Below are 23,011 nucleotides of genomic sequence, written 5' to 3'. Positions count from 1 at the left end.
ATGGCACCCGGCCTTCCCTCCGCCATGGACCGACCGCACTTCATCGGGATCGGTGGGGCGGGGATGTCGGGGATCGCGAAGATCCTCGCGCAGCGCGGGGCCGTCGTGGCGGGCAGTGACGCCAAGGAGTCGGCGACGGCCGAGGCGCTGCGGGCGCTGGGCGTGACCGTGCACATCGGGCACGCCGCGGAGCACCTGGCCGACGACGCCAGCTGTGTGGTCGTGTCGTCGGCGATCCGGCGGGACAACCCCGAGCTGGCCCGCGCGGCCGAGCTGGGCGTTCCCGTCGTGCACCGGTCGGACGCGCTCGCCGCCCTGATGGAGGGACTGCGGCCGATCGCGGTCGCCGGTACGCACGGCAAGACGACCACCACCTCGATGCTCGCCGTGTCGCTGAGCGAGCTGGGGCTGAAGCCGTCGTACGCGATCGGCGGCGACCTGGACGCGCCCGGCTCCAACGCGCTGCACGGCGAGGGCGAGATCTTCGTCGCCGAGGCGGACGAGTCGGACCGCAGCTTCCACAAGTACGCGCCCGAGGTCGCCATCGTCCTCAACGTCGAACTCGACCACCACGCGAACTACGCGTCCATGGACGAGATCTACGAGTCCTTCGAGACGTTCGTGGACCGGATCACCGAGGGCGGCACGCTGGTGATCGCCGCCGACCACGAGGGCGCGCGCGAGCTGACCCGGCGGGTCGCGGGGCGCGGGGTGCGGGTGGTGACGTACGGCGAGTCGGAGGACGCCGCCGTGCGCGTCCTGTCGGTCGTGCCGCAGGGGCTGAAGAGCGAGGTCACCGTGGTGCTGGAGGGCGAGGAGCTGACCTTCACGGTCTCCGTCCCCGGCCGGCACTACGCGCACAACGCCGTCGCCGCCCTGGCGGCGGGCGTGGCCCTCGGCGTCCCGGCGGCCGAGCTGGCCCGGGCGCTCGCGGCGTACACGGGTGTGAAGCGGCGGCTCCAGCTGACGGGCGAGGCCGCGGGTGTCCAGGTCATCGACTCCTACGCGCACCACCCCACCGAGATGACCGCCGACCTGGAGGCGATGCGCGCCGCGGCGGGCGAGGCCCGGATCCTGGTCGTCTTCCAGCCGCACCTGTTCTCGCGGACGCAGGAGCTGGGCAAGGAGATGGGCGCGTCGCTGGCCCTGGCGGACGCCTCGGTGGTGCTGGACATCTACCCGGCGCGTGAGGACCCGATCCCGGGTGTGACGAGCGAGCTGATCATCGAAGCGGCCCGGGCGGCGGGCGCGGACGTGACGCCGGTGCACGACAAGGCGGACGCCCCCGCGGTGATCGCGGGAATGGCGAAGCCGGGGGATCTCGTTCTCACGATGGGAGCGGGCGACGTCACCGACCTCGGCCCGCGGATCCTGGACCGTCTGTCGAACTGAGGGGCTGGAGGCTCATGCCGTACGACGTGGAGAAGCCGGACGAACAGTGGCGCGCGGAGCTGACCCCGAGCGAGTACGCCGTCCTGCGGCAGGCGGCCACGGAGCCCGCCTTCACCGGTGAGTACACCGACACCAAGACCCAGGGGGTCTACTCCTGCCGCGCCTGCGGCGCGGAGCTGTTCACCTCGGACACCAAGTTCGAGTCGCACTGCGGCTGGCCGTCCTTCTTCGACCCGAAGGACTCCGACGCGGTGGAGCTGATCGAGGACCGTTCGCACGGCATGGTGCGGACCGAGGTGCGGTGCGCGCGCTGCGGCTCGCACCTCGGGCACGTCTTCGCGGGCGAGGGGTATCCGACGCCCACGGACCAGCGGTACTGCATCAACAGCATCGCGCTGCGGCTGACGCCCGAGGAGACTGGATGAATGGCTGATCCAGCAATCGGTTGACATTTGGCTCAACGAGCCAGAGGATTCCCGGAGTGACCCACTCCGCGCACCTGCCCCCCGGCCTCGACGAGGCCGCGCACCGCTGCCTCGTCGCCGGTTTCGCCGGCACCGCGACCGTCCCTGACACCCTCAAGCGGCTCATCGACCGGGGGCTCGGCGGGGTCATCCTCTTCACCCGGAACGTGCGCGACGCGCAGCAGGTGCGACAGCTCACCGACACGCTGCGCGCCCTGCGGCCGGACCTGATCGTGGCCATCGACAACGAGGGCGGCGGCATCGGCCACCTGGTCGGCGCGGGCGCGCCCGAGGTGCCCGGCTCCTACGCCCTCGGCGTCGCCGACGACCCGGCGCTCACCGCCCGCTGCGCCGACGCCCTCGCCGGGCACCTGGCCACCCTCGGCATCACCGCCTCCTACGCCCCCGTCGCCGACCTCCAGCACCACCCGCGCAACCCGATCGTGCGCACCCGGTCCTTCGGCGCCGAGCCCGCCCTGGCCGCCCGGCACCTGCGGACCTGGATCGCCGCCACCGAACGGCGGGGCGTGGCCTCCTGCGCCAAGCACTTCCCCGGGCACGGCGGCACCGAGACGGACAGCCACCACGACGTCGCCGTCGACCCCCGGCCGTACGACGAACTGCGCGCCGACCTCGAACCGTTCCGCGCGGCCGTCGGCGCGGGCGTGCCGATGATCATGAGCGCCCATGTCGTCTTCCCGGCCCTGGACCCCGAGCGGCCCGCCACCCTGAGCCGCCGCATCCTCGGCGATCTGCTCCGGCACGAACTGGACTTCGACGGCGTCCTGGTCAGCGACGCGCTGGAGATGAAGGCGATCGCCGACCGCTACGGCGAGGCCGGCGGGGCGCGGATCGCCCTCGCCGCGGGCGCCGACCAGGTCATCGTCGCCGTGCCGGAGCTGGAGACCACCCTGGCCTGCCGGGACGCGGTGCTCGACGCGCTGCGTTCCGGGGTGCTCGCCGAGGAGCGGGTGCGGGAGGCCGCCGGGCGGGTGCGGCGCCTCGCCGAGCGGTACGCCGCCCCGGCCGGGACGGTCGACGGCTGGGACGCGGGAGCCGGGCTGGAGGCGGCGCGCCGGGCCGTCCGTTCGCGTCCGGTGCCGCCGGCCGTGCGCGGCGCCCACGTCGTCGACCTGTTCCCACCGCCGCACCCCGCCCTCAACTGGGGCGGCGAGGACCTGCTGACCGAGGTGCGCGCCCTCGACCCCACCGCCACCGGGACCGCGGTCACCGGGGAGCCGGCGGAACCGGCCGCCGTCGCCGAAGAGATCCTGCGCGCCTCGGGCGCGGCGCCGCTGGTCGTCGCCACCTGTGACGCCGGACTGCACCCCTGGCAGGAGCAGCTGCGCGCCGCCCTGCTGGCCCGGCGGCCCGATGCCGTGACGGTGGACACCGGGCTGCCGGAGGGCGGCGCGCTGTGCTCCTACGGGCGGGGGCGGGCGAACCTGCGGGCCGTCGCCGAGGTGCTGGCCGGAGCCTGACCGCTCACGGCAGCCGTACGACTTCCTTGACGCCGCGCGCCGCCAGGTACGCGGCGTCGTCCGCCCGTTCGGCCAGGACCACCGCCGGGCGCGTACCGGCCGCGCGCAGGTCCATCCACGCCTCGAAGTACGCGCCGCCCGGGCCGGAGACGGAGCGGGTGGAGGGCGTGCAGTCCAGGACCAGGGCCGTGTCGCGGGGGTGGGCCGGGTGCTGCCCGGCGCGCACCTCGGCGACGGTCTCGGCGAGCGCGGTCGCGATCGGCTTGGCGCGGCCCCGGGAGTCGAACAGGCCCAGGGTGTACTCCAGTTCCGGGTAGTCGGCGAGGGACCGGTCCACGTCGTGGGAGCACCACCACGTCACGCCCCACAGCCCCTCGCACCCGGCCGCGTTCCGCACGGTCGCCCGGGCGAAGTCCGGGGCGTCGGCCGCCGGGATGTGGGGCTCCGGGGCGCCAATCTCCTGGACCCAGACCGGACGGGCCGGGTCCTCGGCGTAGGCCTTGGCGAGTTCCGTGCCGTACTCGGCGAGGTGCAGCACCTGTGGGGAGCGGGGGCCGTAGCGGCGGGCGCAGTCGCCGGAGAACACCCAGGGGTGGACGGTCGTCACATCGCCCTTGCGGGCGGAGGCCTCGGGGGTGAAGGGGTGGTCGTCGCCGTACCAGGCGGCGTCGTAGGCGGAGTGGGTCGCGAGCCGGCCCTCGGGCAGGTGCTCGCGGGCGGCGGCCAGCAGGGTGTCGAGGTAGTGGTCGACCTCGGCCGGGGTCACCGGGTTGTGCTCGACCAGGTTGTTGAGCTCGTTGCCGAGCTGGAGCCCGATGAGGTTGGGACGGCCGGCGAGGGCGCGGGAGAGGGTCCGCATGAGCTCGGCCTGGGCGGCGACGGCCTCCGGATCGGTGAACACGTTGCGGTGGTGCCAGCTGCGGGTCCACTCCGGGTAGAAGTCGAAGCTGGACAGATGGCCCTGGACGCCGTCCACCAGGACGTCGAGGCCGGCCTTGCCCGCCAGGTCGACCAGGCGGGCCAGCTGGTCCACCGCCGCGGGGCGGATGAACGTTCGGTTGGGCTGGAGCAGCGGCCAGAGGTGGAAGACCCGGACGTGGTCGAGGCCGAGGGCGGCGATCTGGTCCAGGTCCTCGCGGGCGTGCGCCGGGTCGAAGTCGTGCCAGGCGTGGAACCAGCCGCGGCGGGGCGTGTAGTTGACGCCGAAGCGGAGTGTAGGGATGGGATCCTCCCCGGGTCGAGTCTTGCCCTGCGTGAATGCATCAATCACCATAGTCGGCGATGGGTAATGAATTGAACCAGGAGTGTCAAGGCGCCGTCTCCTTGGTGATCGGTCTCGACGCGGGCGGCACGCGCACCCGGGCGGTCCTGGCGGACGCCGGGGACGGACGTCCGCTGGGCGAGGGCGCCGCCGGGCCGGGCAACGCCCTGACCGTGCCCGGGCCGCGGCTCACCGAGCACCTCGCCGAGGCGCTCGCGCGGGCCGTGCCCGAGCCGTGCCGGGGCAGGGTCGTGGCCGTGGCCGGTGGTTTCGCGGGCGCGACGGACGCCGCCGCCGACGAGCCGGGGCGGCGCAACGCCCTGGCCGCCCTCACGGCCGCCCTGCGCCGGCTCGGCATCGACGCCGGTCCGCCCGCCATCAGCAGCGACATCGAGGCGGCCTTCGCCTCCGCACCCGGAGCACCGGCCGACGGTCTCGCCCTGGTGGCGGGCACCGGCGCGGTCGCCATGCGCATCACCGGCCGCCGCGGCACCGCCACCGTGGACGGCGACGGCTGGCTCCTCGGCGACGACGGCAGCGGCTTCTGGATCGGCCGGGCGGCGGTACGGGCCGCCCTGCGGATGGCCGACGGCAGGGGAGCGGCGACGGTGCTCGCGGCGACGGTGGGGCGGGAGCTGGGGGTGCCGGAAGAGGTACTGCCCGGCGGGCCGTCACTCGCCGCGGCCGGCGGTGTCGTGGTCCGGCCGCTCGGCGAGGACGCCCCGCACGGGACCGGCGGCCCGGGAGACCCCCCGGGGACCGGCGGCCTGCACGGGACCGGTGGCCCGGGTGACTCCCCGGGCACTGGCGGCCCGGGTGACTCCACGCGCACCGGCGGTCCGCACGGCACCGGCGGTCCGCACGGCACCGGCGGTCCGGGCGGCTCCCACGGCCCCACCGCGTACGGCCTCCCGTCCCGTGCCGGTGGCCCGGGCGACTCCCCGGGCGCCGCCGCGTACGGCATCCCGCCCCACACCGGCGCCCCCTGGTCCCGCCCGCACCGCGAGGCATACCGACGGCATCTGCTGCCCGCCGTCATGGCCGAGCCCCCGGTCCGGCTGGCGCGGCTCGCGCCGCTCGTCGCCGGGGCGGTCGGGGACGCCGTTGCCCTGGCCATCCTGGACGAGGCCGCCGACCATCTCACCGAGACGGTCCGGGCCCTGGAGCCCCGCCCCGGGGAACGGGTCGTCGCCACCGGCGGACTGCTCGGCCCCGACGGGCCCCTCACCTCCCGGCTCGAAGCGCGCCTGCACGCCCTCGGCCTGACCCTCGACTGGGTCCCCGACGGCTGCCGGGGCGCCGTCGCCCTGGCCCGCCTCGCCCACCGGGACCGCACATGACCGTCACCACGCTCCTCTACCGGGACCCCGCAGCCCCCGTCGAGGCCCGCGTCCGCGACCTGCTCTCCCGGATGACCCTGCGCGAGAAGGCCGGCCAGCTCAACCAGCGCATGTACGGCTGGGACGCCTACCGCCGCACCCCCGACGGCCGCTTCGAGCTCACCGACGCCCTGTACGCCGAGACCGAGCGGTTCGCCGGACTCGGCGCCCTGTACGGGCTGCTGCGCGCCGACGCCTGGTCCGGTGTCGACCACGCCCGCGGGTCCGGCGCCGCCGACGGCGCGGAACTGGCCCACCTCGTGCAGCGGCACGTCATCGAGACCAGCCGGCTCGGCATACCGGCGCTGTTCGTCGAGGAGGTGCCGCACGGCCACATGGCCCTCGACGGCACGGTCCTGCCCGTCAACCTGGCCGTCGGCGCCACCTGGGACCCCGCACTGTACGAGCGGGCCGCCGCCCACGCCGCCGCCGAACTGCGCGCCCGCGGCGGCCATGTCGCGCTCGTCTCCGCCCTGGACATCGCCCGCGACCCGCGCTGGGGCCGGACCGAGGAGTGCTTCGGCGAGGACCCGTACCTGGCCGCCCGGCTCACCGAGGCCCTCGTCCGCGGCATGCAGGGGGAGCCGGGCCCGGACGGGCTCTTCGCCCCCGACAAGGCCCCCGTCGTCCTCAAGCACTTCGCCGGGCAGGGCGCGACCGTCGGCGGACGCAACTCCGCCGAGTCCGAACTCGGGCCGCGCGAACTGCACGAGATCCACCTGCCCGCCGCCCGTGCCGGTGTCCGGGCCGGGGCCGCCGCCGTCATGGCCGCCTACAACGAGGTCGACGGCATGCCCTGCTCGGGCAACCGCGCCCTGCTCACCGGGCTCCTGCGGGAGCGCTGGGGCTTCGACGGGCTCGTCATGGCGGACGGACTGGCCGTGGACCGGCTGGCCCGCGTCACCGGCGACACGGTCTCCGCCGGCGCCCTCGCCCTCCACGCCGGCGTCGACCTCAGCCTGTGGGACGAGGGCTTCACCCGCCTGGAGGAGGCGGTCGAGCGGGGCCTGGTGAGCGAGGAGGCCCTGGACGAGGCCGTCGCACGCGTGCTGCGGCTCAAGTTCCGCCTCGGGCTGTTCGAACGGCCCTACGACGCGGGCCCGTTCCCGGACCCCGCCGCCGGACGCGACCTGAGCACCGCCCTCGCCCGCGCCGCCGTCACCCTCCTCCACGACGACCAGGGCGTGCTGCCCCTGCCGGGCGCCGCACGGATCGCCGTCCTGGGCCCGCACGCCGACACCGTCGCCCACCACCTCGGCGACTACACCGCCCCGCAACGCCCCGGCACCGGCACCAGCGTCCTCGACGCGCTCCGGCACACCGGCGCCGACGTACGCCACGCCCGCGGCTGCGCCCTCACCGGCGACGACCTGTCCGGCATCCCCGAGGCGGTCGCCGAGGCCGCCGCCTGCGACGCGGCCGTGCTGGTGCTGGGCGGCAGCAGCGCCCGGACGCCGGACACGGAGTTCGACGCCAACGGGGCCGCGCGCACCGTCGTGTCCGAGATGACCTGCGGCGAGGGCGTCGACCTCGCCGGGCTGCGGCTCGGCGCCGCCCAGCACGCCCTGCTCGACGCCGTGACCGCGACCGGCACCCCCACGGTCGTCGTCCTGATGCAGGGGCGCCCGCACGCCGTCCCCGAGGCCGCCGAACGCGCGGCCGCGCTGCTCACCGCCTGGTACCCGGGCCCCTGGGGCGGCGAGGCGGTCGCCGACGTGCTGCTCGGCCGGGCCGAACCCCTGGGCCGCCTGCCGGTCTCCGTACCGCGCTCGGCCGGGCAACTGCCCGTCCACTACAACCACAAGGACACCGAGTACGGCGGCTACGCCGACGACAGCGCCGAACCGCTCTACTCCTTCGGGCACGGGCTGTCGTACACGAGCTTCGCCTACGGCCCGCCGCGGCTGTCGGGGCGGACCGTCGAGGTCGACGTGACCAACACGGGCGAGCGGCGGGGGCGTACGGTCGCGCAGCTGTACCTGCGCCGGCTCGTCACCCCCGTCTGGCCGCGCACGCTCGAACTCCGGGGTTTCCAGGCCGTCGACCTGGCCCCGGGCGAGTGCCGCACGGTCGTGTTCCCGCTCGGGGCGGAGCAACTCGCCCAGGTGGGAGCGGACCTGGAGACGGCGGTGCTGCCCGGCACGGTCGAGATCCGCGTGGCGGAGTCGGCGCGCCGGGCCCTGACCGCCGTACCGGTCGGGCTCCGCGTCGGTCAGAGCTTCACGGCACCGGACGAGACGCCCTTGTAGAACCACCGCTGGGTGATGACGAACAGCACCAGCACCGGGATCACGGAGATCACCGAACCGGCCATCACCATCCGCTGGTCGTAGCCGAACGACGATGTCTGCAGCCGCGCCAGACCCAGCGTCAGCGTGAAGTGGTCCTCGGTGCGCAGCACGATCAGCGGCCACAGGAAGTCGTCCCAGGCGCTGATGAAGGTGTTGATGGTGACGACGAGGATCGCGCCGTAGGCGGAGGGCAGGTACAGGTACCGGAAGCGTTTCCACTCGCCCGCCCCGTCCAGCATCGCCGCGTCCTCGATCTCGCGCGGCACGGCGAGGAACGCGGCCCGCATGATCAGGACGTTGATCGCGGCGACGAAGCCGGGCAGCCACACCCCGACCAGGTTGTCGACCAGGCCCATGTCCCGGATGCTGAGGAACAGCGACACCATGATCGACTCGAAGGGGAACATCATGGACGCCAGCAGCACGATCCACACCAGCTTGCGGCCCTTCCAGCCGGGCTTGGAGAGCATGTAGCCCGCCATGGTGGAGAAGACGAGCTGGCTGGTGATGGACAGCGCGGCGACGAACACGCTGTTGCGGATGTACGTCCACACCGGCACCTGGTCGAAGACCTCGCGGTAGGCGCGCAGCGACGGGTGGTGCGGGAACAGGGAGGCGCCCGCGCCGAAGACGTCCTCGCCCGCGCCCTTGAGGGACGACAGCAGCTGCCACAGCAGCGGGCCGATGGTGATGAAGAGGACGAACACCAGCAGCAGGTAGCGGACGACGAGTTCGCGGGGGCGGCCGTAGTCGCGCCAGCGGGGCATCAGGCGGCGGCGCTTGTCGACGGCGGTCGTCATGCCTCGTCCTCCTTCGTCAGGCGCTGGGCGAGCAGCGTGAGGCCAAGGGTCAGGGCGAACAGGGCGACGCTGACCGCGGCGCCGTAGCCGGCGTTGCCCGTGAGCGGGTCGAGGCCGACGTCGCGGATGTAGAAGGGGAGCGTGCGGTCGGCGCCGCCGGGGCCGCCGGTGGACCCGCCGAGCATGTAGATCTCGGTGAAGACCCTGAGCGAGCCGATGCCGGTCAGGGTGCCGACCAGCATCATCGACTGGCGGACGCCGGGCACGGTGATGTGCCAGAAGCGGCGCACGGCGCCCGCCCCGTCCACGGCCGCCGCCTCGTGCAGCTCCCTGGGGACGTTCCCGAGCGCGGCCAGGTAGAAGATCATGTACCAGCCGAGGCCCTTCCACAGCGTCAGGCCCATCGCCGAGAGCAGGATCAGCCACGAGTCCGACAGGAACGGGATGGCGTCGCGGATGAGGTGGGCCTTCTGGAGCCAGGTGTTGACCAGCCCCTGGTCGCTCAGCAGCCACTGCCAGCTCAGGCCGACGACCACGCTGGAGGCGAGGACCGGCGTGTAGAACGCGGAGCGGAAGAAGCCGATGCCCGGCAGGTTCTTCTCCACCAGGATCGCGAGGAGCAGCGGCAGCAGGACCATCAGCGGGACGACGATCAGCGCGTACAGCAGGCTGTTGCGGGTGGCGAGCCAGAAGTCCGGGTCGCTCAGCATCCGCCGGTAGTTCTCCAGGCCGACGACGTCGTAGGCGCCGCCGAGCGGCTTGGCGTCGGTGAAGGAGACGACGACGGTGTTGAGGAACGGGAAGACCCCGAACACGGTCGCGCCGATGATCGCCGGGGTCATCCACAGCCAGGGCAGCCACCAGCGGCGGTAGAGCGCCGCGCCCCCCGCGTCCGCGCTCGGGCCGGGCGTCACGGAGCGGAGGGCGCGGCGCAGGAGCCCCGGCGCGGGCGACGGGGAAGCGCCGGGGCGGCGGGCGCCCGCACCCGGGGGAGCGGGGACGGGCGCCTGGCGCACGGTCGGCTGGGTCATCCTCAACTGCCCTGCTCGATCAGCTGGTTGGCCTTGGACTGCGCCTCCTTCAGAGCGTCCGCGGCGCTCTTCTTGCCCTGCATGGCCAGCTGGATCTGGGCCGAGATGGCGTTCAGCTCGCCCGGCGTCAGGGCGATCTCGTCGGCCGTGGCGGTCTTGCGGTCACTGGCGACGATCTTGCGGGCCTCGGCGAAGGGGTCGTCGCCCTTGACCGACTGGAAGAACGGGTCGTTCAGGGAGGCCGTGGTGGAGGGGAAGATGACGACGTTCGGGTCCTTCGCCCACTCCAGCTGGTTCTCCGTGTTGGTCAGGAACCGCGCGAAGGCCAGCGCGGTCGCCGCGTTCTTGCTGGTGGAAGCGACGCCGATGTACTGCGGGGCGCCGACGGTGTGACCGAGGGCGTCCAGCATGTAGCGGGCCACGCCGGTCTTCTTGTAGACGCTCGGGTTGTTCTGCTGGATGAACCGCAGGAAGTTGGGGTTGGTGGGCCCGTAGACCAGCTTGCCCTGGCCGTAGACGTTGGCCGGGTCCTGCGTGGAGGACAGCGAGTCGCGGGGCATGCCGCCGGCCTTGTACAGCTTCGTCATCGCCTCCACCCACTGGACCGTCTTCGGGTCGTCGGCGAAGGTGAACTTCTTGCCGTCCTCGGACAGGACCTTGACGCCCATCTGCTGCCAGTCGGCGGGGATGCGCAGCTGCGGGTTGGCGAGGAACGCGTAGTACTTGCCGCCGGAGACCTTGGCTATCTTCTCCGCGTCGTCGAAGAGCCCGAGGACGGTCGTCGGAGGTTTGGCCGGGTCCAGGCCCGCCTTCTTCATCAGGTCGGTGTTGAAGGTCTGCACGATGCCGCCGGAGTACCAGGGCAGGACGCTGTGCACCTTCTTGCCGTCCGCGTCGGCGTACATGCTCGACTTCCACAAGGCGGGCACGAACGGCTTGCCCGCGTCCGGGGCCTTGTCGTCCAGGTTCAGCAGGTAGCCGTTCTTCGTCAGCGCCACCGCCGTGTTGACGTTGATGTTCACCACGTCGGGCAGCGTGCAGCCCTGCGCGTCGGCGACCAGGCGCTGGGTGAAGGTGGCGTCGCCCGGGTCGTCGATCCAGTTGACCTTGGTGCCGGGGTGCGCCTGCTCGAAGGCGTCGATGACGCCGTTGAAGTACTTCCCGAAGTCCTTCTTCAGGTTGGTGGTCTGGAAGGTGATCTTCCCCTTGACCTCGCCGGAGAGCTTGCCGGAGCCGACGTTGCCCTTGTCGACCTTGCAGCCGCCGGCCGTGGCGTCACCGCCGCCGGATCCGCCGCCGGACAGGCCGCAGCCGGCGGCCGTCAGCGTCAGGACGACCAGACAGGTCAGGGATCCGGTGAGTCTTCTTGCGTGCATTGCTGCCCTCCTGGGACCAGTCGGTGCTGGCTCAAATCACCAAGTTGGACTTCGATTGATGAAAAGGTGGACCAGAATTCATCGGAGGTCAATGGTTTGCCGTGTTGCTGTTCGATTGCGTACGGCGATTGCGTACGGCGATCAGCGCGGGTGGATCAGTGCCGGTGTTCGTGGTCCTGGTGGGTCGGGTCGCCGGGGTGTTCGTGGCCTTCGGCGTACTCGACATCGGCTCGGGCCGCGTCCAGCCAGTCGAAGAACGCGCGGCGGGCCGCGGCGTGGCGTAGTTCCTGGGCGATGCCGTCGCGGACGTGCTCGTACGGCTGGATGTCCGCGGGCTCCGCGTAGGGGTCCGCGCCTCTGCGCAGGGCGTCGGGGGTGAGGAAGCGGTCCCGGTTGCGGTCGTAGTAGTCCCGTACGGCCGTCTCCGGGACCTCCTGTTCGCGTTCCAGGGCGGTGAGGAGGGCTTGGGCGGCGGGGGAGTGGGCGAGGGCTGCCGCGACGATGCTGCCGAGGTCTGCGACGTCGGTTTCGGGGATGGTGAGGAGGTGCATCGGCCGGGCGTCGGGTGGTGGGGTGAGGCCGCGTTCCGCGCAGGCTCGGCGGGCGAGTTCGTCGGTGACGATGACCTGCGTCGCCCAGCGCCGTTGTTGGCGGTGTCGTCTTGCTTGTGCGGCTGCGTCGTGGCTGGTCGCGCAGTTCCCCGCGCCCCTAGGGGAACTGGTGCCGAGGAACGTTTCCACGTGCTGCTTGGGGATCGGTTTGCCTCGGACTCTTGCCGCGTAGTCCTCCGTCATGGCGTCACCTCCAGCTCGATGGCCTTCGTATAGGCCACGCAGCCGTGCCAAGCCACCTTCGCCAGCAGCCAGTACGAACCCGGTGGGATCGCGGTGCCGTCCACCTCGATCACGGACTCCACCTGCTCCCCGCCGGGCACCGTGAAGCCCTGGCAGCCTGGTGTGACGCCGGGCCAGGTGCCCCAGGAGGAGACGGCCCACAGGGTGCCGTTGACGGGGCCCTGGGTGGTGTTGCGCAGGGTCACGGGGACCCGGGCCCGTTCGCCGCGGCGGACGGAGATCCGGTCGGTTCCCAGGTCCGCCACGAGCGTCGGGCCGGTGTGACCGGCCGGCACGTCCAGGGCCACCACGTCCTCGAACGTCTGGCCGCCGTACGACAGTCGCGCGGCGAGCCAGTGGCGGCCGGGCGTCGCGTCCGGGGGCGGGGTCACCGTGATGTCCGTGAGGGTGAAGCCGCCGGGGGCGAGGGCGTAGGGCAGTTCGGCGGGTTCGGCGGTCCAGCCGGGAGGTGTCTCGAAGGTGACCGTGCCGGAGGCCGGGGCGTCGGTCAGCTCCGAGGAGACCCGGACCGTCGCGGTGACCGGGCCGTCGGCGGTGAGGGTGGTGGGGGAGAGGTACACGGCGACCGGCATGTTGCCGCGCGGGGCGGGGCCGGAGTTGTGGAGCCAGTAGCGGGTGGCGACCGGCTGGGCGGGCTCGTGGGCGGCGACGCCGGGCCCGGACATCCGTCGGGGCGGCCGGGCGGGCGTGGCGAGGAGGGTGGCGACCTCGAAGCCGGTCAGGTCGGCTTCGAGGCCGCCGGTCTCCTCCGGGGCGAGGGGCGCCCCGGGCCTCTCCAGGACGTCGGCGCGGGCGCCGGCCGTCCAGGGCACCGGCCCGGTCACCCGTGCCGTCGCGGGCCGGCCGGCCGCCTCGTGCACACGGACCACGACGCCCTGCCCCGGATCGACGCCGGCCTCGCTGCCCCGGGCCAGCGGGGACCCGGCCGGCTTGAGCGCGTCGAGGAGCACCTCGCCGGCGGGCTCCAGCCGCAGCAGGGCCGAGCTGCGGGGGAGCGAGCCGTCGGAGGAACGGCGGACGCGTGCCGTGAGCGGGTGGTTGTACGCGTGGCCCGCCTGCGGCAGCCGCAGGTCGCGCCAGTCGCCGGTGCCCGCGACGACCGCGTACTCGAAGGTGTGCGACCAGCGCTGGAGCTGGAAGCCCGAGCCGTCCGGGGCGGTCCGGCGCGGCGGGTCGATCCAGATGCCGGACGGCCAGCCGGTGCAGGAGCGCATCAGGGACATGTAGAGGTCGCCGGAGGCGGTGACCACGCAGCCGGGCGTGCCGCGGTTGAGGATGGCGAAGCTCCGGCCGTCCCAGGCGTCGCCGGGCGGCAGGGCCTCGCCGCCGCCTGCGGCCGTGGCCGTCACCGTGAAGTCGTCCAGTTCGGCGACGACCGCGTCGACCGCCTTGGCGTCGTCCTCGGGGCGGGCGCCCGCCACCACCAGCAGCGGCAGCCGTTCCAGATCGCGCAGGTCGGCTCCGGGGATCCACTCCTCGCGCAGGCAGGCGCGCGGCGCGACCCACACGGCGGCCACGCCCCGCTCGGCGAGCTGGCGCTTCAGTTCCCGGCCGGCCGCCGGGTCCCAGCCGAGCGCCTCGGCGACCACGGCGTTGCGGTCGGGGCCGCCGACGGCGATCCGGATGTCGGGCAGGTTGGAGTCGACCTCCAGGTCGCCGTAGCGGGGGCCGCCCGCGACGGTCGAGGTCGCCGTGACCCCGGCGCGGACCAGTGCCGCCGCCAGCGGCGCGCCGAGGTCGCCCGCGCTGTCCCAGTCGGGGTAGACGAGTTCGGCGACGCCGATCGCGCGATGCCCGAGGAGCGCGCCGGAGTCGTCGTGGACGGCGACTCGGGCGGTGCAGCCGAGGCCGAACCAGGTGTTCGCCGGGTTGTCCAGCGTCCACGGGAACCGCTCGCTGTCCACCTCCACGAACCCGAAGCCGCGCCCGATCACCGCGTCCGCCACCTCGTGCACCGGCAGCCCGCCCCGCACGTCCGACGGCCACCGCACCCGGATCAGCCGGTCGGCGCCGTCGTACCCGTCGACGGTCGTGGTGACGTCGAGCCGGTCGACGCCCTGCCACAGCGTCAGCCGCTGGGTGCAGCGGAAGAGGCCGAGGTCGGCGGTGACGGTGATGCGGGAACCGGCGGGGGAGTGCTCGACCTGTACCTCGGCGGTCACGTCCCGGCTGCGGGCGGCGGTCGTGCCGGTCGGGGTGAGGTGCCAGGGGCCCTCCCCGAAGCGCGGGTGCCTCGGGTACTCCTCCTGGACGACGATCTCGTTGCCGATGTCCCCGTCCCGGAGCAGTTCCCGGCCGCCCTCGGTGAGCGCGCGCAGACTGCTGACGCCGCCGCCGCGCGCCGGGTCGACCGTCACCTCGTAGAACTCGTTGCGGATGGTGAGGCCCTCGCCGGGCGTCCAGCCGGGGGCGGTCCCCTCGGTGAGCGGGAGCGCCTTGAGGCCCATGCCGGGCGATTCCGGGACGACGACGTGGAGCCGGCCGTCCTCCCGGACCGCGGGCAGCCCGTCCGGTACGAGCCCCGGGTCGTCGATCGTGAGCACGTCCTGCCGCGTCCAGGTCGCGGAGTTGAACACGACCAGGTCGGGGCCGTCGCCCGGGGTGACCTGGTCGGCGAGGGCCTGGGTGGCGTCGGCGTGCACGCTCACGGCCAGGTCGTGCAGTTCCCGCCAGCCGGTCATCAGGTCGATGTAGACCTGGTCCGACTCGGAGCCGGTGATGGCGTCGTGGTGGGCGCCGTAGACGAGTTGCCGCCAGGCCTTGTCGAGGGCCGCGTCGGGGTACGGCCGGCCGGTGACGAGCGAGGCGAGGGTCGCCCAGGCCTCGGCGTCGGCGAGGAGGGTCTCGCCGTACCGCTGGGCCTGCTTGGTGTCGATGTAGGAGACGTCCTTGCCGGTGTAGATCGGGTTCATGTCGCGGGTCTGGGGCGATGCCCTGCGGCCCTCCGCCGCCAGTTCCGCGCGGACGGCGGCGAAGAAGTCCCGGGGGATCGCGCTGATGAACCGCGGCCAGACGTAGCGGGCGTTCCAGTCGCGGTGGATGTCCATCACCCAGCGGCACGGCGGCGCGTAGTCCCCGCCGACCGGGAGCAGCACGTTGCGGGTGAGGGCGACCTGCTTGAGCCGCTGGAAGAGCTGGTACGCGGCGGCCTCCGCAGCGGGCAGGGTGGGCGCGTTGTCGATCGCCCAGCCGGCGCCGTAGTGGTTGACCATGTACGCCGTCAGCAGCCCGCGGCCCGACGGGGCGATCCAGTCGAACTCGGCCGGGAACTGCATCCGGTTCGGGTCCCGGGGCTCCTCGCCGAAGACCGACAGCGTCGGCCCCCACTGGTGGAACGGCCCGCGCGCCCACGAGCTGGAGCTCACCCCCGCGTCCGCCATCAGTCCCGGGAACTGCGGGTCGTGCCCGAAGGCGTCCAGCTGCCAGGCGGTCTCCGGGGACGCGCCGATGATGCCGCGCTGGAAGCCGTCGCCGTACAGGGCGTTGCGGATGGTGGCCTCGGCGCCGGTGAGGTTGGTGTTGGGCTCGTTGTAGGTGCCGCCCATGATCTCCACGCGGCCGGTGCGGATCAGCTGCCGCAGGAAGGCGCGCTCCTCCGGGAAGGCGTCCCAGTAGGGCTTGAGGTAGTCGACCTCGGCGAGCACGAAGGTGTACGCCGGGTCGCGCCGGGCCAGGTCGCAGTGGGCCCGCACGAGGCTCATGCCGGACTGGCCGCGCGAGTCGAAGGTCCGGGCGGGCAGGCCGGTGGCGGCGGGGTCGTCGGCGACGTCCCAGGTCTCGGTGTAGGCGCCCTGGGTGTTCCACCAGACGGGGTCGTAGTGGAAGTGGCTGACCATGAACATGGTCCAGCCGGGTTCGGCCGCCGTGAACAGGCCCGTGCGGGAGGCGGACTCGTCGCCGTCGGTGGCGGTGACCGTGATCTCCCGCCGGTCGCCGGGGACCAGGTCCTCGCCGGTCACGGGTATCTCGGCGCGTGCCGTGCCGTCGTCGCCGACGGTGGCCTCGGTGGTGCCGGTGAGGCCCGGGCCCTCGACGGTGAGCCGGACGGTCCGGCCCGGCGTGTGGCTCAGCTCGACGGCGACCACCTGGCGCGGCTGCTCGGTGGTCCCGGTGAAGAGCTCGGTCGACTCGACAGAGGTGACGCGCATGGGGCTCCTACGAGTGCTCTGGGGGAGCCCCATCCTGCACGGCAGGAGTGATTCAAACAACCACCTTCGCGTCAACTTGGTGGTTCATCCATGCATGCCCGGCCAGGGTCACCTGCCCCGCCGGGACCTCACGGCATGCTGCCCGGCGATGTGGTCGGTCAGCGCCAGCGAGGCGCTCGCCCGCTGGTAGGAGAGCTGGGCGACCCGGACGTACAGGCAGTCGATGAGCACCAGCACGCTGTGGCGGGCGCCGATGCTGCCGGTGCGGAAGCTGGTCTCGGAGGACGAGGAGACGAGCCGGACATCGGCGGCCCGGGCCAGCGGCGAGCGCGGGTCGGCGGTGATCGCGACGGTGGTGGCGCCGCGCTCCTTGGCCAGCTCGAACGGCTCGATGGTCTCGCGCGTCACCCCCGAGTGGGAGATGCCGATCGCCACGTCCGCCGGGGTGAGCAGGGCGGCGGAGGTCGTCGCGGCGTGCACCTCGGTCCAGCCGCGCACCGCGCAGCCGATCCGGAACAGCCGGGTCTCGGTCTCCTGGGCCACGGCCCCGCTGCCGCCGACACCGTAGACGTCGATCCGGCGGGCCCGGGCCGTCGCCTGCGCCGCGCGCTCGACCGCGTCGAGGTCGATCCGGTCGATGGTCTGCTGTACCGCCCGCAGGTCCGCGGTGCCGACGACCTGCACGACCCGCTCCAGGCTGTCGTCGGGCGAGATGTCCGGGCCGATCTCGGCGGTGCCCCAGTCGGAGGCCTCGCCGCGGCCGCGCTCCTGGGCCAGTTCGATCAGCAGGTGCTGGTAGGAGTCGAGCCCGATGGCGCGGCAGAAACGGGTCACCGTCGCCTGGGAGGTGCCGGTGCGGCGGCCCAGCTCGGCGGCCGAGCAGTGGGTGACGGCGGCCGGATCCTCCAGGATCAGCTCGCCGACCTTCCGCAGGGACCCCGCCAGCCGGGGCAGCTCGGTGCGGATCAGTGTGGTGACGTCCGTGGGAGGCATGGGGAGAAGGTACCAGCCACCCTTCGGGGCGCGGATTGAATACCAGGACCCGATTGCCCGCAGGCCGAGGGCTGTGATTTATTGATTCATCGATGGAGAAGTATAGGGTGGTTCAATCCATCAGTGGGGAGTGTCGCGTGTCCGTCGAGTCTGTGAGCGCCCAGGGGTTCGCGCGGGAGAGCCTCGCCGTCCTGCAGAAGGTCATCGAGTCCTCCCGCGACGACGTGGCCGCCGCCGCCGAGCTGGTCGCCGCGTGCGTGCGCTCCGACGGGGTCGTCCAGGCCTTCGGCACCGGCCACTCGCAGGCCCTCGTCCTCGAACTCGCCGGCCGCGCCGGCGGACTGGTCCCCACCAACCGGCTGAGCATCGCCGACCTCGTCCTCTACGGCGGTGAGGACCCGTCCGTCCTCGACGACCCGCTCCTCGAACGCCGGGCCGGGGTGGCCGCGCGGCTCTACGACCTCGCCGCCCCGCGCCCCGAGGACCTGTTCGTCGTCATCTCCAACTCCGGTGTCAACAACGTGATCGTGGAGATGGCCCTGCACGCCAAGGAGCGCGGCCACCGCGTCCTGGCCCTCACCTCCCTCACCCACACCCGGGCCGTCCCCGCCGCCCATCCCAGCGGCCGGAAGCTGGCCGACATCGCCGACGTCGTCCTCGACAACGCGGCCCCGCGCGGCGACTCCCTGCTCGAACTGCCCGGCGGCGGCTCGGTCTGCGCCCTGTCCACGCTCACCGGCGTGATGCTGGTCCAGATGACGGTCGCCGAGGCGGCCGGCCGCCTCCTCGCCGCCGGGGAGCGCCCCCCGGTCTACGTCTCGGCCAACGTGCCCGGCGGGTTCGAGGGCAACCTGGAGCTGGAGAAGAAGTACGCGGGCCGGATCCGCCGCACGGCGAGCTGAGCCGGACCCGCCCGGACCGGACGGCCGGGGCTCCTCGTCGGGGCCCCGGCCGCTGCATGTCACCCCACCGGTACGGGCGTCAGCGCCACGGCCAGCGGATAGGCGCCGGTCGCCAGCGGTGTCCCGACGGTGCCGGAGCCCGTGTGGACCGGGACGAGTTCGCCCGCGTCGGCCGTGGTGACGTACGCCGTGGAGCCGTTCCAGTCCAGGGCGACGTCGAAGGCCGACCTGCCGACCGTCACCCTCTTGCCCGGGACGCCGGTGACGGTGTCGACGGGCGTGACGGTGTCGCCGGTGCTCGGGCTGACCCACAGGGTCCGGCCGTCCGGCGACAGGGCGAGACCGTAGGCCTGGCCGGAGACCAGGAGCGTCGGCTCGGTGTCCTGCGTGGCCGTGTCGATCGGAGTGACCGTCGAGCCACCGGAGTTGGACACGTACACCCGCTTCCCGTCGGGCGCGGCGACGATGTTGAAGGGGCTCGGGCCCACCGGGACGGCGGCCCGGGCCTTGCGGGTGGTCAGGTCGACCGGCGTGACGGTGTTGTCCTTGATGTTGGGCACGTAGAGGGTGCGGCCGTCGGGGGTGACGGCCATGTTCTCGGGCCCGTTGCCGACCCGGACGGGCGGGCCCGGGGTGTTGGAGGCCGTGTCGACGGGCTGGACCGTGCCGTCCCCGTAGTTGGCGACCCAGAGGGTGCCGCCGTCCGGGGTGAGGGCGAGCCCGGCGGGGACCTTGCCGACCGGGACGGAGGCGGTGACCTTCCCCTGCGCCACGTCGATCACGCTGACCGCGTTCGAGCCCTGGTTGGCCGCGTAGGCGGTGCGCCCGTCGGCACTCGTCACCACCTCGCCGGGGTTGGCGCCCACGGGGATCTCCGTGGTGTGCTTCGAGCCCAGGTCGATCGAAGTGACGGACGCGCCACTGAAGTTGGCGGTCAGCGCTCTCGTCGTGCCGGTGCCGTCGGTGACCTGGACGGGCAGCGCGCGGCCGACGAGTCCGTCGCCGGACACCACGACGGAGCGCACACCGGCGGACGCACCGGCCGCGGCGGTCACGGTCACCGTCGCGGACGAGCTGCCCCCGGCCGGGACGGTCACGGTCCCCTCGGCGGGCGAGACGGTGACGCCGCCGGGGGCGCTCAGTCTCCAGGCGACCGTCCGGGCGTCGGTGTCGGCGTCGTCGGAGAAGGAGAGGGTCACCTGCGCGGAACCGCCCGGCTTCAGGCTGACGGATCCCGGCGCGAACGCGGCGTCCACGCCCGGGTCGGGCGCGTTCTCGGTCATCGCCGAGTACAGGAACTGGTCCATCACGCCCGGGGCCACCTGCTGGGGTATCGCGTCCAGCTCCTTGCGCTGGGCCCGGAGCCGGTTCCAATACGTGGTGACGGCGTCGGTGTCGCCCCGCCTGCCGGCGAGCAGCAGATCCACGGCCGTCTGCCCGGCGGTGCCGTAGCGGCCCAGCTTGTCCAGCCAGGGCGCGGTCTCCGTGAGGAAGCCCGGGTTGTCGAGGCGGGCGCGGAGTTCGGCGGGCGTGGCCGCCATGCCGGCGAAGTACGAGCGGAGCGCGGCGGCGGCGCGGTCCAGGCCGGAGCCGCCGTCGTAGGCCGTGCGGAACCGGGCGATCAGCGCGCTCAGCGTGGGGGACTCGGTCGGGTCGAGCTGGGACGAGTGGTTGTTCTCCGCGAAGATCCGCAGCCACGGGGCGGCGTCCGCCCCGGCGAGATCCCGGACAGAGGCGAGGAAGGCGGCCCGCGGGTCGTAGGCGTCCGGGTTCCACAGGTAGGCGGCGGAGGTGAACAGGGCGATGCGGCTGGCCTCGCCCTGCACCATCGGGTTGGCGGTCACACCGGTCGCCGCCTTCGCCACGCCGGGCTCGCGGCCGGTGTAGGGGCCGAGGAGCAGACGGCTGGTGACGTAGTCGTTCACCGGGTAGTTGTCCCAGATCAGGATCGGATGCCCGTAGACCTCGCGGGCCCGCGCGACCTGCTCGGCGGTGATGGCCGGGGCGATCACACCGACGCCGGTCCACTCCACGACCACGGACGGGTCGAGTTTCTCCCGGAGTGCCTTCTTGTAGGGGGAGTCGGCGAGGTCGGAGTACTCGGTGGGGACCATCTCCAGCGGCTCCAGACCCGGGTGGCCGGCCGAGAAGTCCCGCCACACCCGGTTGAGCAGCTGGGCCTGGGCCGTCCCGGCGGCGCCGCCTCCCGTGCCGAACTCCCGCTCGTCGGCGGCGCAGTTCCACTTGGTGTAGCTGATGTCGTCCAGCGGGATCGCGAAGGAGCGCACGCCGATCGCGTACAGCGAGTCCAGCTTGCGCAGGAGGGCCTGGAGGTCGGCGTCCGAGGAGTAGCAGACGGACAGGCCCGGGGAGAGGGCGTAGGTGAGGCGGACGTGGTTGGCGGCGGCCCGGTCGGCCAGTTCCTTCAACCGCCCCAGTTCGGCGGGCGGGTACGCGTCGCGCCAGCGTTCGCGCAGGTACGGGTCGTCCTTGGGGGAGTAGACGTACACGTTCTGCTTGGTGCGGCCGTAGAAGTCGAGCTGTCTCAGGCGTTCGGCGTGCGACCAGGGGGTGCCGTAGAAGCCCTCGATCACGCCGCGCAGCGCCGCCGTCGGCCAGTCCCGGACGCTCACCTCGGGCACGGTCCGGGTGACCAGTTGGCGCAGGGTCTGGGCGGCGTAGAAGGTGCCGGTGCGATCGGTGCCGGACAGGGCGAGGAGGGTCCGGCCGTCGCTGCGGCCGGAGGCGAGGACGTAACCGCCGGAGGGCAGTCCGGCCGGGGACGGGGCCTTCAGGCGCCTCAGGGCCGGAGCCGTCGCGGTGTTCTCCTCCGGTCCGCCGAGGAAGACCGTGAAGGCGGCCCGGGCCGGCGGCCGGGTGACCGTGTCGATCCGCCGGGCGCCGGCGTCACGCAGTACGGCCTCGACGACCCGCCGGGCCGACGGGTCGGTCCCGCGCCCGACGACCGCCACGACCCGCTCGGGGACCGTGAGCCGGCCGCGCCCGGTGTGCATGCTCTTCGGTTGCGGCCACACCTGGGGCGGATGGCCCTTCGGGGGCTCGTTCGGTGCGGCGGCCGCGGGCGGCACCGGCGTGAGCGTGAGGCCCAGGGCCAGCAGCGGCACGACGGCGAGCCGTCTGAAACGAGTGGCTGGGAACACGGATGCTCCTTCCGGCCGGGGTCAACGGCCCGTGAGGGAAGAGGTGAATGGAGCCACCGAGTGATGCTAGATATGCTGAATGCATCAATCAATGCCGCCTGTTCGGAGGATCGTCCGCGCCGCGCCTCTTGACGCGGCCCGCACCGGCTCACAGACTGGCTTGACTACGTAGTCATCAGAGGCCGCAACTTCTTCGAGCTGCGCCTGACTACGTAGTCGGACAGCGACATCGACGGACCCGCCGAATCTCCTGGGAGCGCCCATGACCGCGAGCGGAGCCGACGGCAGCCCGGCCGCCGGCGGGCGTCGTCGCCGCGGGCCCGGCATGACCGAGGTCGCCCGGGCCGCCGGGGTGTCGCAGAAGACCGTGTCCCGAGTGGTCAACGGCGAGCCGCACGTCAGCCCGGAGGTGCGCGACCGCGTCCTCAGGGCCGTCCGCGACCTGGACTACCGTCCCAACACCGCGGCCCGTGCCCTGCTCCTCGGCCGCTACCGCCGGATCGGCGTGGTCTCGCTCGGCAGTTCGCTCTACGGCCCGTCGACCCTGCTCATCGCCCTGGAGCGGGCCATGCAGCGCGCCGGGTACTCCGTCGCCCTCGCCAGCACCCTGGAGGGGCAGCGCGTCTCGGTGGCCGTGGACGCGCTGCTGGAACAGGGCGTGGACGGGATCGTGCTGTCCGAGCCCATCGACGACGGCACGCCGTTGAGACTGAGCGCGGACGTGCCGGTGGTCAGCCTCGGCGAGGGCGTGGAGCTGACACCGGGCACGAGCGCGGTGGTCGGCGCCGACGGCGTCACGGCCGCCCGGATCGCCACCGAGCACCTGCTCTCCCTGGGCCACCGCACGGTCTGGCACCTCCCCGGGCCGCAGGACTGGTGGGCCGCCCGCGACCGCCTGCGCGGCTGGCGGGAGGCCCTCGCCGCCGCCGGCGCTCCGGAGCCGCCCCTGCCGTCACCGGGCGACTGGAGCCCGGCCTCCGGCTACGCCGCGGGGCGGCAGCTCGCCGGACTCTCCGACGTCACAGCCGTGTTCGCGGCCAACGACGACATGGCCATCGGCGCGCTGCGCGCGTTCGCCGACGCGGGACGGGCCGTCCCCGGCGACGTGAGTGTCGTCGGCTACGACGACATCCCCGCCGCCGCCTACCTCTCCCCACCGCTGACCACCGTCCGGCAGAACTTCGCCGCCGTCGCCGACCGCGCCGTCGACGTACTGATCGCCCTGATCGAGGGCCGCCCCGCACCGGCCGCACCGGCCGGCCTGGCGGTCGAACTGACCGTACGGGCCTCGACCGGGCCGGCACGCGACCCCGGCCCCGCGCCCCACCCCGCCCCGGCCCCCTGACCCCTTCCACTCCCGACCGCCCCGCCCCGCCCCCACCGACCGTTGACGCCACGGCCGCCACGGCACCCGCCGCCGGCCCGGCGCGCCCTGCCCGCGTGCGCCGTCCGGGACCGCCGCCGCACGCGCCGCCCGC

15 protein-coding genes are annotated in these 23,011 nt (G+C 73.5%); 7 read left to right on the top strand and 8 right to left on the bottom strand.

Annotated features, from left to right (window positions below):
* From murC to ABZ386_RS14035, 3 genes are read left to right on the top strand one after another with little or no spacing between them, the layout of a single operon-like run.
* Positions 1-1,392 (top strand): UDP-N-acetylmuramate--L-alanine ligase, encoded by a 1,392-nt coding sequence (gene murC / locus ABZ386_RS14045; protein WP_351334630.1) that lies wholly within the window; start codon positions 1-3, stop codon positions 1,390-1,392.
* A gap of 14 nt (positions 1,393-1,406) precedes the next feature.
* On the top strand, positions 1,407-1,817 hold the full coding sequence (msrB, locus tag ABZ386_RS14040; RefSeq protein WP_351334633.1) for a peptide-methionine (R)-S-oxide reductase MsrB: 411 nt from the start codon (positions 1,407-1,409) through the stop codon (positions 1,815-1,817).
* A gap of 56 nt (positions 1,818-1,873) precedes the next feature.
* Positions 1,874-3,337 carry a glycoside hydrolase family 3 N-terminal domain-containing protein gene (locus tag ABZ386_RS14035; RefSeq protein WP_358964810.1) on the top strand — a complete coding sequence of 488 codons (1,464 nt, stop codon included), beginning with the start codon at positions 1,874-1,876 and terminating at the stop codon, positions 3,335-3,337.
* Positions 3,338-3,341: 4 nt separating this feature from the next.
* Here the strand turns inward: ABZ386_RS14035 and ABZ386_RS14030 are convergent, their stop codons facing one another.
* On the bottom strand, positions 3,342-4,610 hold the full coding sequence (locus ABZ386_RS14030; protein ID WP_358964809.1) for a glycosyl hydrolase: 1,269 nt from the start codon (positions 4,608-4,610) through the stop codon (positions 3,342-3,344).
* Positions 4,611-4,618: 8 nt separating this feature from the next.
* Here ABZ386_RS14030 and ABZ386_RS14025 point away from each other — a divergent pair, with 8 nt between their 5' ends.
* Positions 4,619-5,938 carry a BadF/BadG/BcrA/BcrD ATPase family protein gene (locus tag ABZ386_RS14025; protein ID WP_358964808.1) on the top strand — a complete coding sequence of 440 codons (1,320 nt, stop codon included), beginning with the start codon at positions 4,619-4,621 and terminating at the stop codon, positions 5,936-5,938.
* Positions 5,935-8,226, top strand: a complete 2,292-nt coding sequence (locus ABZ386_RS14020; RefSeq protein ID WP_358964807.1) for a glycoside hydrolase family 3 N-terminal domain-containing protein — start codon at positions 5,935-5,937, stop codon at positions 8,224-8,226. The genes ABZ386_RS14025 and ABZ386_RS14020 overlap by 4 nt, the downstream gene beginning before the upstream one ends.
* Here ABZ386_RS14020 and ABZ386_RS14015 read toward each other — a convergent pair.
* From ABZ386_RS14015 to ABZ386_RS13990, 6 genes are all read right to left on the bottom strand, one after another.
* Positions 8,190-9,068 (bottom strand): carbohydrate ABC transporter permease, encoded by an 879-nt coding sequence (locus ABZ386_RS14015; protein ID WP_114255918.1) that lies wholly within the window; start codon positions 9,066-9,068, stop codon positions 8,190-8,192. The genes ABZ386_RS14020 and ABZ386_RS14015 overlap by 37 nt on opposite strands.
* Positions 9,065-10,099: a sugar ABC transporter permease gene (locus ABZ386_RS14010; RefSeq protein ID WP_358964806.1), complete on the bottom strand. Its 1,035-nt coding sequence runs from the start codon at positions 10,097-10,099 to the stop codon at positions 9,065-9,067. Before ABZ386_RS14010 ends, ABZ386_RS14015 begins: the two co-directional genes overlap by 4 nt.
* Before the next feature lie 2 nt (positions 10,100-10,101).
* A complete protein-coding gene (locus tag ABZ386_RS14005) occupies positions 10,102-11,475 on the bottom strand; it encodes a sugar ABC transporter substrate-binding protein (RefSeq protein WP_358964805.1) in 1,374 nt (457 codons plus the stop codon).
* 155 nt (positions 11,476-11,630) lie between these two features.
* On the bottom strand, positions 11,631-12,269 hold the full coding sequence (locus ABZ386_RS14000) for a peptidyl-prolyl cis-trans isomerase (RefSeq protein WP_358964804.1): 639 nt from the start codon (positions 12,267-12,269) through the stop codon (positions 11,631-11,633).
* Positions 12,266-16,477, bottom strand: a complete 4,212-nt coding sequence (locus ABZ386_RS13995) for an NEW3 domain-containing protein (RefSeq protein ID WP_358964803.1) — start codon at positions 16,475-16,477, stop codon at positions 12,266-12,268. The genes ABZ386_RS14000 and ABZ386_RS13995 overlap by 4 nt, the downstream gene beginning before the upstream one ends.
* Positions 16,478-16,585: 108 nt before the next feature.
* Complete coding sequence (locus ABZ386_RS13990) at positions 16,586-17,470, bottom strand: MurR/RpiR family transcriptional regulator (protein ID WP_351334658.1); 885 nt, start codon at positions 17,468-17,470, stop codon at positions 16,586-16,588.
* Positions 17,471-17,607: 137 nt separating this feature from the next.
* Between ABZ386_RS13990 and ABZ386_RS13985 the strand changes: the two genes are divergently transcribed.
* Positions 17,608-18,372 (top strand): SIS domain-containing protein, encoded by a 765-nt coding sequence (locus ABZ386_RS13985; protein ID WP_351334660.1) that lies wholly within the window; start codon positions 17,608-17,610, stop codon positions 18,370-18,372.
* Positions 18,373-18,431: 59 nt separating this feature from the next.
* On the opposite strand, the gene ABZ386_RS13980 is transcribed toward ABZ386_RS13985, so the two are convergent.
* The gene (locus ABZ386_RS13980) at positions 18,432-21,533 is read right to left on the bottom strand and encodes a beta-N-acetylglucosaminidase domain-containing protein (RefSeq protein ID WP_358964802.1); all 3,102 of its coding nucleotides are present in this window, start codon (positions 21,531-21,533) and stop codon (positions 18,432-18,434) included.
* A gap of 325 nt (positions 21,534-21,858) precedes the next feature.
* On the opposite strand from ABZ386_RS13980, the gene ABZ386_RS13975 reads away from it, so the two are divergent.
* Positions 21,859-22,878, top strand: a complete 1,020-nt coding sequence (locus tag ABZ386_RS13975) for a LacI family DNA-binding transcriptional regulator (RefSeq protein WP_358964902.1) — start codon at positions 21,859-21,861, stop codon at positions 22,876-22,878.
* The last annotated feature ends 133 nt before the right edge of the window (positions 22,879-23,011 follow it).

The organism is Streptomyces sp. NPDC006140, assembly GCF_040628815.1.
Classification (GTDB): Bacteria; Actinomycetota; Actinomycetes; order Streptomycetales; family Streptomycetaceae; genus Streptomyces.
The sequence above is the reverse complement of the archived record's forward strand: the minus strand, read 5'-3'. Positions and strand labels throughout refer to the sequence as shown.